This window comes from Mesorhizobium kowhaii (assembly GCF_003253745.1).
Lineage (GTDB): Bacteria > Pseudomonadota > Alphaproteobacteria > Rhizobiales > Rhizobiaceae > Mesorhizobium > Mesorhizobium kowhaii.
In genome coordinates this window covers 219,464-232,342 of record NZ_MZXV01000070.1, presented here as the reverse complement: position 1 = coordinate 232,342, position 12,879 = coordinate 219,464, and the positions used below count along the sequence as shown (strand labels likewise).

General features: G+C 63.4%; 6 protein-coding genes. All 6 read left to right on the top strand.

Annotated elements, in window-relative coordinates; all coding sequences use genetic code 11:
• The first annotated feature begins 72 nt into the window (after window positions 1-72).
• The 6 genes from B5V02_RS32075 (at window position 73) to B5V02_RS32050 (ending at window position 12,867) form a co-directional block, all read left to right on the top strand.
• The gene (locus tag B5V02_RS32075) at window positions 73-612 is read left to right on the top strand and encodes a hypothetical protein (protein WP_111548005.1); all 540 of its coding nucleotides are present in this window, start codon (window positions 73-75) and stop codon (window positions 610-612) included.
• 15 nt (window positions 613-627) lie between these two features.
• Window positions 628-2,574 carry a RiPP maturation radical SAM C-methyltransferase gene (locus tag B5V02_RS32070; protein ID WP_111548004.1) on the top strand — a complete coding sequence of 649 codons (1,947 nt, stop codon included), beginning with the start codon at window positions 628-630 and terminating at the stop codon, window positions 2,572-2,574.
• A gap of 9 nt (window positions 2,575-2,583) precedes the next feature.
• A complete protein-coding gene (locus B5V02_RS32065) occupies window positions 2,584-4,161 on the top strand; it encodes an alpha/beta hydrolase family protein (RefSeq protein ID WP_111548003.1) in 1,578 nt (525 codons plus the stop codon).
• A 427-nt stretch (window positions 4,162-4,588) separates the two neighbouring features.
• Window positions 4,589-4,999: a hypothetical protein gene (locus tag B5V02_RS32060; protein ID WP_111548002.1), complete on the top strand. Its 411-nt coding sequence runs from the start codon at window positions 4,589-4,591 to the stop codon at window positions 4,997-4,999.
• A 24-nt stretch (window positions 5,000-5,023) separates the two neighbouring features.
• Complete coding sequence (locus B5V02_RS32055; protein ID WP_111548001.1) at window positions 5,024-9,634, top strand: non-ribosomal peptide synthetase; 4,611 nt, start codon at window positions 5,024-5,026, stop codon at window positions 9,632-9,634.
• Entirely contained in the window at window positions 9,631-12,867 is a 3,237-nt protein-coding gene (locus tag B5V02_RS32050) for a non-ribosomal peptide synthetase (protein WP_111548000.1), read from the top strand. Before B5V02_RS32055 ends, B5V02_RS32050 begins: the two co-directional genes overlap by 4 nt.
• Window positions 12,868-12,879 lie beyond the last annotated feature (12 nt).

Sequence of the window (12,879 nt, the reverse complement as noted above, 5' to 3'; positions counted from 1 at the left end):
CGCGGCATCACCGGGGTGGGCGCCATCGCGTTCATCCCGTCTCTTCGTCCATGTGGACACTGGAGGGCTGGCATGCGGCAAAGGGAACTGTTGCGGGAATTTGTAACGGCTACTCCGCCGGTCGGCCTGGCTCGCCTGCGCGACGACATCGCTGCCGATCGCAGTGTGCTCGACAGTTTCTGCGATCATCCCGGAACGGTATTGCGGACCTATGGCGTGGACGCCGACCAGACGATTGCGCTTGGCGACCGCGAGAAGGCCATAATCCGGCTGTTCTTCGACCCTCACGTGGCCGAGCTTTATAGCCGCAAGGAACTCGACCGGCTGCGCGAATACATCCTTGCGCATCATCCTGAAGTCGGTATCGCCAACCCGACCGATCTGGCCGGGGCGTTTGCATATGTCGACGTCGACGTGGCGATCATTGCCGAAGCCGTGGCAGTGGCGGTTGCGGTGACGGCGATCGCCGTCACCGGTTCCTTCCGGTCTGGAAGCACGGTTGACAATGCAATCAAGCCTCTCGCAGCGCGCATTTCGGTTCTGGAGAGCCGGTTGGCGAGCCTGTCGCGGCTGGAAGTCCGCCTCGCCGAACTGGAACGGCGAACACAGTAAGCCTGGAGGCCGCCGATGCGAAAAGACAAGATGGCCGCTCATTCGAAAGTGCTGTTGTGCGTGATGCCGTTCCTGCCGATCGAACGGCCGGCGCTGGGCGTGAGCCTGTTTGCCGCACGTCTGCGGCAGCAAGGCATTGCATGTGACATATTCTACGCCAATCACCGCTTTGCCGACCGCATCGGCTTTCCGCTCTATCAGCGGATCGCGCAAAGCGCTCCGACGCATGACCTGCCCGGGGAATGGGTGTTCAGCCGCGCACTCTGGAGATGCGACGCGCTACCCGACGAGGCCTTCGATACGTATGCCAGAACCACGCCGGGCGATTACTACCCCAATGCCTTCCTAGGCCAGATCCGCTACGCACGAGAGCAGGCTCCCCAGTATATCGACGATCTGGCGGAAACGATCGACCTTCAAGACGTCGACATTGTCGGTTTCTCAAGCACCTTTCAGCAGAACCTCGCAAGCCTCGCCATGGCCAAGGCACTCAAGGCGCGCGCGCCAAACCTCCATGTCGTGTTCGGCGGCGCCAATTGCGAGGGTGAGATGGGGCTTGAACTGCATCGCAGCTTCACCTTCATCGATGCGGTTTGCCGCGGCGAGTCCGATACGAGTTTCCCGCAGTTGATCGAGGCCGTTCGCAACGACGCGGACATGTCCACCATCGGCGGCCTCGTCTATCGCGGTGCGGGAGGCGAAACGGTCGAGAGCCTGGTGCCCCAAGCCGCGATCCGCGACATGGACAGCCTCCCCTTTCCCGATCACAGCGATTTCCTCGCCGCGTTCGAGCGGTCCACAGCCCCGCAATTCATCGAACCGGAGCTGACCATCGAAACCTCGCGCGGATGCTGGTGGGGCGAAAAACACCACTGCACCTTTTGCGGCCTCAACGGCCTCGGTATCGGCTACCGTGCAAAGTCGGCGGACCGCGCGCTGGCCGAATTCCGCCATCTGCGCGACAGCACGGGGATTCATACCTTTTTTGCGACCGACAACATTGTCGACATGCGCTACTTCACGACGGTGTTCCCTTCCCTGGTGGAGGACGGCACCAAGCTGCAGCTGTTCTACGAGACCAAGGCAAACCTCAAGAAGGAGCAGATCGGGATTCTCAGGCGTCTGGGAACGACCTGGATGCAGCCCGGAATCGAGCACCTGAACACGCATGTGCTCAAACTCATGGACAAGGGCATTCGCGGTATCCAGAATGTGCAGACCTTGAAATGGGTCCGCCAGCACAAGATGCTGGTCACCTGGAACGTTCTCTGCGGCTTTCCTGGGGAACGGCCGGAGGACTACGAGGAAGCTATCCGATTCATGCGGTCGATACGCCACCTGACCCCACCGTCGTCCTTCGCTGCGTTTCGGCTGGACCGATTCTCGCCGATGTTCGACCGACCGGACGATTTCGGGCTTTCCGGCATCAAGCCATACCCATCCTATGACCTTTGCTATCCGGGAGTGTCACCAGAGGCACGGGCGCGCATCGCCTATTTCTTCACCTACCGTGGCACCACCGACGCGCGGACGCTGGAGGGGATCAATCGCGCCTGGCGCGAGGCGCAGGATTGGAAGCAGGAGCACCGGCACGCTGCATTGAGCGCTATCGTCGGCACCGATCTGGTAACGATCATCGACCTACGGCCGGATCACCCGGTTCGCCCTTACATATTGGTCGGAGACGATCGGCTCATCTATCTTGGCCTCGACAGCATTCAATCCATTGCTTCCCTCACCGCCAATTTGCGCGGCGTTGCACCCGATCGCGCATGGGACGAGGGAGCCGTGGCCAAAACGGTGCAAGGCTTCATCCAAAACGACCTCGTGCTCCAGGAGGACGATCTCTACCTTGCGCTGGCGATCCAAGTCCCCTCCGACACGAGCCAGGATGCCGAGCACGTGGATATGGCGGCGCCATCAATGCGCTTTGTCCGGCAAGACGAAGCGGCGGTGACCTGAGCCGCCGCAATGAAACCGATCGATTTGCCTCTCATGGAGGGTTTCCAAATTTTGCTTCGCGGCGAACTCTTCGTCGAACAGGCGCGGCGGCGCGTTTCGTCAACCGTCGACGAATATCACTGGACCACGCACGCCGAAAAGGTTGGCGGGCCCAAGCCTGTTCAAGAAGCGGCAGTCATTGAAATCGGTGATGACGGCAAGGTTGCGAACTATTCGCTGTTTTCATCCGGCGCCGTGCTTCAACGCGCCGTTTTCGGTCAGAACCGCGCGCTCCTGACCTTGCGCGACGGCAACGAGCATGAGTTGGCGCTGACTGTTGCGCCCGACCTCGTACTTCAGCAGAATTTACTTCTGCAGCTTTCGCGCTCTCTTGCCGCGTTCGATCGCGATCAAGGCCCGCGGAAACTTCACTACTTTTCGCCCGAAGCGCTGGCAGTGCGCGAGATCGAGGTCGCGCCGGCTGGAACGCTGGACTGGGAGACGTCGATCGGCATACGGCTCAACATGAGCACCAGTGGCGCCTTGGTCTCCGCTGTGCGAATGGACGAGCAGGGAACGCTTGTCGGGCGGGCGGCCGCGCCGGTGTTCCACGCGGTGCCGATTGAGACCCTTCGCGGCGCCGAGGAAAGCATCGAACCACCACCGCCTCCCCCTGGCATCGACCGCGAAGAAGTTACGCTCGAAAGCGACGATATCACGTTGCACGGCCTGTTCGTGCACCGGCGCGAACCCGCCGGGCCTTGTCCGGCCTGCCTGTTCCTAAATGGATCTGGCTCCATCACCCGCTGGGGCGGTGCGCCCGGCATGCGCCTGAAGACACTGGAGACGATGGATGCGCTTGCGCAAGTCGGCGTAGCCAGCTTGGCGATAGATGCGCGGGGAGCAGGCAAAACCGGATTCGGCAAAGCCGACCGCTCCTTGGGCGCGACGCGGCTGGCCGATGCCGGCGCCGCCTGGCGCTGGCTCGCCGCGCGCGCCGACATCGATGCGCTGCATCTTTTCGCCGCCGGTCATAGCCTGGGCGCCCTCGTGATCCTGCAGCTGTTGTCGGTCGACCCGGCCCTGGCGCCGGCCGGCCTGATCCTGCTTGCGCCCCCGGGCAGGCCGTTGCGCGCCATCCTGATGGAACAGAATGCACGCGAGAGCGCGCGCCTGCAGGTGTCGGAGGAAGAGGCCGGCAAGCGGGACGCCGCGCTACGGCAGTGGCTCGACCGGGAAGCAAGGACAGATGGCACGGAACTGCGGCTCGGGGGCCTGAGACCGCTCACCGATCCAGCCGTCCTCGATGCCGATCCGCGCGCAGCGATTGCAGCCGTCCGCTGTCCGACGCTGATCTTGCACGGCGACAAAGACATACAGACATCGGCCGACCGTGATGCCAAAGCGCTGCACCGCGCCGCCCGCAGCCGCAACGTGCGCTCCACATACAAGGAAATCCACAACGCCGACCATTTATTCCGGCTCGAGCCCGAAGCGTCGACGCCGGAGCGTTACCGGCAGGATCTGCCACCGAACCCGGAGTACCTCGCGGCCGTTACTGGATGGATTGCTGGACTTGCTGCCAGTGCGCCCAAACCGCGACGTTGACGCCAAGAGAGTTACGCTTGGCCAAATACATTTTGGCGAAGCGTCTGACTGGAACAGCAACTAGCGGCGCCTGATTTCAGTCAGAGCGCCTTTGATAAACTTTTTCAGTATTTCTTTCTATAACAATTTTATTCAATAATATATGTAACAATAAATCTATTGACGATATGCATTACAATCCTTAAGTTGCTTGAGCGGCGCAGATGCGATCCGCTGGAGGGTAGTGAAGCCGTCCGATTTGGAGGCCGATCAGGAGTCTGTTTGTCTTGGGAGCGACAGACGAGACCGTTCGGCAACGCTGCCTCCGACTGGTTTTTTCGGGAGGGCCGGCATGGTCCGACGTAGAAGTCGCGCGTCCGACGAAGTCGCTTCCAAGCGACGTTCTGCGCCTGAGCCGTCAGAGGGCCCACGATCGCGGGAGCTCGCCATGAGTGCTGAAAATGCCTATTCGAACTACTGCCTGAAAGGGTTTGAGGTGGCGCAGCAATATGCAGCGCGTGCCCAGGAACTCTACGGCCGTAGCCGCCAGCAGATGGAAGAGGCCGAAGTCCCGACCCGTGATCAACTCCAGCAAATCATGATGTCGTGGCAGCGGGCGCTGAGCGAGGCTGGCAACGGCGACGACGCGCAACAGCGCGCTGCCTCTGCATGGCTCGATCACGCGCGCCAGTACGGGCAAGTGATCAGCAAGCATCAGAACAGCGTCGAGCGGGCCATGAAGGACTTGGGCGAGCAGTTGGCGTCCGCATATGACGAGGCTCAGCAAAAGGCCCGCGCGAATTTTTCGGACTATCTAGCCGACCTGCAGACACTGGCGAGCGGCAAATCCGACGAATGACAAGGCTCTTTTTGGGGTCGGCATATGACGGCAATCCCCATATCCGGCAACATGAGTGCCGAACGTCGTTCGCTGCTCGGCAAGTTGCTTGGCTCGGCCGGGCTGCAGCCCCCCGCGTCAGATGATCCGCCGCTGTCGCCCCGCGATCACCCTGGCCCGGCAGCGCTTTCCTGGGCCCAGCAGCGCCTGTGGTTCATGCAGCGCCTCGCGCCGGCAAGCCCTTTCTACAATGTGCCTCTGAACTTACCCCTGCGCGGGCCTCTGAACGTGGCGGCGCTCAAGCGCGCCCTTGATCACGTGGTTTCACGCCATGCCGCCCTGCGCACTGTCTTCACTGACACTGCAGGCGAGCCGATGCAGCAGGTGCTGCCACCCGGCCCGGTGCCGATGCCGCTGCTCGACCTTACGCATCTTGAGCCGAAGGAGCGCGAGGAGGCAGCGCGCCGCGAAGCCGGCGAACAGGCGCGGCTGACGTTTGATCTGCGCCATGGGCCCATGGTGCACGCACGTTTGCTGCGGCTATCGATGCACGAACACTGGCTCCTGCTGACCCTGCATCACATCGTCTGTGACGGCTGGTCCATGCAGATCCTGCTGCGCGAACTGGCTGCCGCATATGGGGCCTTCGTCGCCAACCGGCCCTCCCCGCTCCAACCCCTGACGATCCAGTATGCCGATTTCGCCGAATGGCAGCGCCAGTATTTCAGCGGCGAGCGGCTGGAGACGGAACTGTCCTATTGGCGCCGGCAGCTCGCCGATCTGCCGCAATTGACGCTGGTGCCGGACCGACCGCGTCCGGACGAGCCGAGCTTCGAAGGTGATTTCGAGGAGTTGAGCATCGGGGCCGCTGTGCTCGTTTTGTTGAAACGGGTGGCGAGCGAAGAAGGTGCCACCCTGTTCATGGTGCTGTTGGCAGGTCTTGCCGCGTTGCTGCAGCGCTACACCGGCGACGAGGACATCGCGATCGGCGCCCCGATCGCCAATCGTACGCGGCCCGAGGTCGAGGCGCTGATCGGCTTTTTCGTCAATACACTGGTGTTTCGTATCGACGCCAGCGGCAGGCCGACCTTCCGCGAACTGGTGCGCCGCGTGCGGCAGACCGCGCTCGATGCCTACACGCACCAGGACATGCCCTTCGAGAAGTTGGTCGAAGCGCTCCAGCCCGAGCGCCAGCCTAACCGCAATCCGTTGTTTCAAATCGGGCTGGTGCTGCAGAACGCGTGGAACATCGATAGCGGCAGTGCCTTGCCGGCTCAGGATTCGGTGGTGTCAATCGAACGCGGAACCTCCATTTTCGATATCGCGTTCCACCTGCATGAGCATGCCGGCGGGGTTTCCGGAGGCATGGAATACAGCACCGCGCTATTCGATCCCGAGACGGCCGCGCGCATGGTCAGGCATTTCTGCATCTTGCTAAACTCGGCGGCGGCAGACCCCGACCAGCCGATCGATACGATCGCGATGCTCGACCGGGACGAGCGGCGCCGGTTCTGGCACGCGTCCGAGGGCAAAGCGGTCGCCTTCGACGAGACGCCGCTCTGCCAGCAATTCGAGCGCTTCGCAGCGACGGCACCTGACCGTATCGCACTTGCCGGCCCTGCGGGCACCATCACATATGGGGCGCTTGATCAGCAGGCTGAAAAACTCGCCGCCGGACTTGAGGAGGCCGGCGTTCGGCCGGGCGAACCGCTACTGCTGCTGCTCGACCGTTCCCCGGCGGCCGTGGTCGCGATACTCGCCGCGCTGAAGACAGGCGTGGCGTTCGTACCTCTCGATATCGATCTCCCGATCGAGCGCCTGCGCTATATTGCCGAGGATACCGGGGCGCGCCACGTCCTCACCGAGCCCGCGGCGTGGGGCCGCGTCGAGGATGCGCTGTCGTTGCTCGAATGCCGGCCACTTTTCGTCAGCGCGATGGCGCACGACGGCACCACGGCACCACGTGCAACGGACCGCGCATCAGGTGAAGTGGCTTACATCATCTACACTTCAGGCTCGACGGGCCAGCCGAAGGGCGTGATCATCGGGCAGCCTGGACTGGCCAATGTTCTCGCGGCCCAACGACGACTGCTCGATACGACGGCGGAAAGCCGCGTGCTGCAGTTCGCCTCGCTCAGCTTCGATGCCGCCGTGTTCGAACTCGGCCTCGCGCTCGGCGTCGGCGCCACACTGGTGATCCCGGGACCTGAGCAACGCATGCCCGGTGCCGGGCTCGCTCGGCTGATCGACGAGGCGTGCGTCACCCACGCGGTGTTGCCGCCTTCCGCGTTGTTCGCGCTCGATGCCTCGGGGTTGCGAACTCTCACCACGCTGATGGTGGCAGGCGAGGCCTGCCCGGCCTCGATAGTGGCACACTGGGCACCCGGCAGGCGCTTCTTCAACCTGTACGGTCCCACGGAAACGACCATCTGGGCGACCTGGGAGCGATGCGAGGATTTTTCGCGCGCGCCGACCATCGGCGTGCCGATCGACAATATGCGCGCCTGGGTCCTCGATGCGCACGGAGAGCCGGTGCCGATCGGCGTCCCAGGTGAGCTCTGTCTGGCAGGGATCGGACTTGCGCGGGAATATCTTGGCAGGCCGCAACTGACGGCCGAGCGGTTTGTCGAGCTGCCGCTGGGCAATGGCCCTATCGAAAGAATCTATCGCACCGGCGACCGCGTGCGATTTCTTGCCGACGGGCGTATTGACTTCATCGGCCGCATCGATCGCCAGATCAAGCTTCGCGGTCACCGCATCGAGCTCGGCGAAGTCGAGGCGGCATTGCAATCGCATCCCGAGATCGCCGAGGCGGCGGTCGCGGTGCGCGAGGTCGGCGTTGGAGATGCACGTCTCGTCGCATACGTGGTGCAGCGCGAGGACCCACGCGCGCCTAGCGCCGCACAGTTCGAGAGCGCAGCTTCGAGCGAGCAGGTGGAACACTGGCATCGCATCTACGATGAAACCTACGGGACGATCGCGGACGCTGCGGATCCGGCATTTGTAATCGATGGCTGGAACAGCAGCTACACGGGCCTGCCGCTAGACGAGCAGACGATGCGAGAGTGGCTTGCAAGCACGGTTGAACGATTGAATTCGCTCGCATCAGAGCAAACCCTCGAAATTGGGTGCGGCACGGGGTTGCTGGCTTTTCGCCTGGCACCCAAGGCCCGGCGTTATGTGGCAACCGATATCTCGCAAGGAGCGCTTGACCATATCGACAAGCATACGGCCGGCGCCGGGATCAATGGTATCGAGTTCCGTCGATGCGCGGCGCACGAGGTCGCAGCCCAATCGACGGGCGCAGTGGACCTGGTGATCCTCAATTCGGTCGTGCAGTACTTCCCGAGCGAACGCTACCTGATCGACGTGATAGGCGCCGCGTTGTCGACGCTGGGTGCCCGCGGTACCGTATTCATCGGCGATGTGCGGAGCCTGGCGCTGCTGGAGTGTTTCGCAACCTCCGTGGAGTTGTACCGGGCAGAGTCCGACCTGCCCCTGGCCACCTTGCAGGAACGTGTGGCGCGCCGCCTGGGGCTGGAACAAGAGCTGGCGGTCGATTCCGAATTTTTCCTCGCGCTGGCAGCGGATTTCCCCGGCATCCGGGCGGTTGAGATTCTTGCCAAACCCGGCCGCGCCGACAATGAGCTGACGCTTTTCCGATATGACGTCATGCTCCATGTGGGCTGGTCGCCGGAGGTCGTGAAGGCGGCGGACACCTGTGACTGGGCGAGCGTGGGCAGCGCCGAGGCGCTGCTGCGGACGTTGCGGGCACTTGACGGGAAAACCCTGCTGGTCGCCGACATTCCGGGCCGGACCGTCGAGGCGGAGCTGCACGCCGCCGCACAGGTCATGAGCAGCGATGGATCGCGCCGTGTCGGCGACCTGCGCTCGAACGCAGGACCGGTGACCGTGCAGGGGCTTGACGCAGACCAGTTGCTCGCTTGCGCAGCCGAAGCCGGCTGCAAGGTCGAGCTTCATGTCGCGGGACGCCACGCGACCGGTCACATCGACGCCGTGTTCAGTCCGCTCGCAATGAACCGGGCGGGCCGCGGGCCAATCCCGCGTCGCACTCTTGGAGGCGACGCCGGGCACCGGCGACGCTGGACCAACAACCCGCTGCAATCCGCCTTTGCGCGCAAGATGGTGCCGCAGGTCCGCGCCTTCCTTGCCCAGCGTTTGCCGGCCTACATGATCCCCGCGCGCTTCCTGCTGCTGGATGCGCTGCCCACGACCGTGAGCGGCAAGGTAGACCGCCACCGCCTGCCGAAGATAGACGGTATGCGGCCTGAACTCGGAGCTGAGTACGTTGCCCCATCGACAGCTGCCGAACTGCGGCTCGCCGCCATCTGGGGCGCCATATTGCGGCTCGAGCAGGTGGGTATCAACGACAATTTCTTTGAGCTCGGCGGCGACTCCATCCTCGGCATCCAAGTCGTCAGCCGCGCGCGTGAAGCGGGGCTGTTGATCGAGCCTAACGACATCTTCGTCCACAAGACACTGGCCCTGCTCGCTCGCGCCGCGAAGCCGACCGAATCCGTTGAAGAGGACGTTGGTGAAGAAGAGGACGAGGGGGGGTTCGCCCGTCACATCAGGGCGGAGGACCTGGTCACGTTGATGTCGCGCCTCAACCGTGGGCAGGGAGACCAGAATTGAACACGAACAGCGTTGAAATTGAAGACTTCTGGCCACTGGCGCCGCTCCAGGCGGCGATGCTGGTCGCCAGTCTGCGCGCGCCAGAAAGCGGCGTCTTCATACAGCAGGAGGTGATGTCGCTGCCGGAGCCTGTCGATGCGCGCGCGTTCCAGGTGGCGTGGGATGAACTGGTTCAGCGCACGCCGGCGCTGCGCACATCCTTCCATTGGCAAGACCTTGAGCAGCCGGTGCAAGTTGCTCACCGTCACGTCGCATTGGCTTTCGAACAGCTCGACTGGCGACATCTCGACGCGGCTGCCTTCGAAGCTCAGCTGGTACAGTATCTGGGGGACAGCCGCCGGGCGGGCTTCGCGCTCGATCGTCCGCCTTTGATACGGTTGTCGTTGATCCGCGGCCGCGCTGGCCAAGTGAGATTTGTCTGGCAGTTCCATCACATCCTGCTCGACGGATGGAGTGCGCAACTGCTGGCAGCGGAGATGATCGAACATTATCGCGCGCTGGTCCGTAACGTGCCTTACCGGCCTCCGGTGCGACGCTCGTTACGCCACTACATCGACTGGCTGGCCACGCGCGACCTCGAAGCAGCACGCGAATATTGGGCCAATGTGCTTCGTGGCTACGACGAGCCGGTGGAGATTGGCCTGCCGCGGCCATTTGGCCGCGCGGCTCTCGCAGAAGCCGACACTGAGGTCAGCGGTAACCTTGATGCAGAGGAATCGGCGCGGCTCAGGGCATTCGCTCGCCAGCACGGCCTGACGTTGAACACCGTGCTGCAAGGTGCGTGGGCTTTGCTGCTCGGCCACTATACGGACCGCGACGATGTGGTTTTCGGTGCCGTCGTTTCCGGGCGACCGCCTGAAGTTCCCGGCATCGAGCAGATGATCGGCCTCTTCATCAACGCCGTCCCCGTGCGGGTGCGCGTAGATCCGCAGGCAGCATTGGTGCCATGGCTCAAGGATTTGCAGAGCGCACAGGCACGCGGCTCGGCTTTCCACCACCTCGACAGCGCCGAACTGCAACGCTGCAGCGAGATCTCCCCTGACCGACCTCTGTTCGACACGCTGGTGGTGTTCGAGAATTTCCCGCAGGCGGCGGCGAAGCTCGAATCCGCGACCGGCGGCCTCGACTTGGCGCGTGCCAACGTGCCGCTCAGTTTGCTCGCGGTCCCGGGTGATCGGCTGCACCTCAAACTGCGGTTCGATCGCAGCCGCTTCCATGGCGATGACATGGGAGCTCTTGTCGAACATTTGCTGAACCTGTTGCGGGGCATGTACGGCGCGCCCTTTGCAACTTTGGCAACCTTTTCGCCGCTCTCCGATGCTGAACGCCGGCGGCTGATCGAAGAACCAACCGTCGGCGATGCCGATGCGCGCGTGGAGCTGGACCCGCTCGAACTGTTGCGGGGTCTGGCGCGCGACAATGGCGCAGCTCCGGCCTTCATTGTTGACGATCGTATGCTCGACTTCGACACCTTGGAGCGCGCGTCGTCGCGGCTCGCACGACGGTTGCACGACCTTGGTGTGGATCGCGGCGTGCCGGTCGCCGTGTCTGCACCCCGCTCGTTGGAGCAAGTGGTGGCCTTCTACGCCGTGCTGAAGGCGCACGGCGTCTATCTGCCGCTCGATCCGGCCTATCCCAGGCACCGCCTGGAGCAAATGCTGGCGGACGCCAAGCCGGCCGTGCTGCTGGCAACCGGCCCAACTCCGCCAGACGGACCGGCGACCGTGATCGACATCGGCGACGTCCTCGACCCCTGCAGCGGCGATGCGGCGAACGACGAGCCGGTCTGCTGGCGGCGCGACGACCCCGCCTACATCGTCTTCACGTCTGGCTCGACGGGCCGGCCGAAAGGGGTGCTGGTTCAATGGGGTCAGGTGTCGAACCGGCTCACATGGATGTGGCAGGCCTACCCCTTCGGTGCGAATGAAATGGCCTGTCAGCGCACCGCAATCAACTTTGTCGATTCGCTGTGGGAGCTGTTGGGCGCCACGCTGCAAGGTGTGCCGACCCTGATCGTTTCGGAGCGGATCGGAACGGATGCCTCCGCGTTGATCCGCCTGCTGGCATCGCGCGGCGTCACACGGCTGTGGCTGGTGCCGTCGCTGCTAAAGATGATGCTCGAAGCGCAACCGGACCTCGGGCGGCACTTGCCGCACCTGCTGTTCTGGGTCTGCAGCGGCGAGCCGCTCCACGCAGACCTCTACCAGCATTTCCGCCGACACCATCCGGAGGCCACACTCTACAATCTTTACGGGACTTCGGAGGTCTGGGATGCCACCTGGTTCGATCCCGACCAAGAACCCCCTGTGCTGGGTGTCGTCCCGATCGGCCGACCGATCGCTGGCGTGCGTGCATATGTGCTCGACAGCAAGCTGCGCCCCGTTCCGCTTGAGATGGCAGGTGAGTTGTGCATCGGCGGCGTAGGTGTCGCGCTTGGATATCTCGGGCCTGCCGAACTGACACGCGAGCGCTTTGTCACCGACCCTTTTGCAGGCAGCAAAGCGGCGCGAATGTACCGCACCGGCGACCTGGCCCGTGTGCAGCGCGACGGCTTGATTGTCTGCCTCGGCCGACGCGACCAGCAGATCAAGTTGCGTGGTTTCCGGATCGAACCGGCCGAAATCGAGGCACTGCTTCGCCAAGCCCCCGAAGTCCGCGATGCCATGGTCGTGCTGCGGGAGGGCCGCCTCGTTGCCTACGTCGCCGCGCCTGCATCCAGCTTCGATGCGCGGCGATTGTTGGCCGGGTTGCGGGAACGGCTTCCGCAGGCGTTCCTGCCGACGGTCATCGCACGTTTCGATGCGCTACCGCTGACGCCCAACGGCAAGCGCGACAGACTGGCGCTGCCGCCGCCCGAAGAAGTGTCGGATGCTGGCGATACGAATCCGGTGCTGCCATTTGAAAAAGAAGTCCAGGCGTGTTTCGCGCAGGTGCTGCAACTGCATTTGGTGGCGCTCGACGGAGACTTCTTCCTCGATCTCGGCGGGCATTCGCTGGCGGCTTTGCGCGTCAGTTCACGACTGTCACGCCAACTCGGAATCGATGTGCCGGCGGGTGCCGTATTTGACCACCCGTCAGTCCGCCAGCTTGCCCGTTGGATCGCGGAGTGCCGGGCCGCGACATCGGAGGCCAGCGACGAAGAGCTGTTGGCGCTGTTGACGTCAATGCCAGCGGCCGAGCGCGAGGCGCTGCTCGCCTCACAAGAACCAGCGGAATCGAGAGGGGTGCCTTGAACAGTCTGCAAA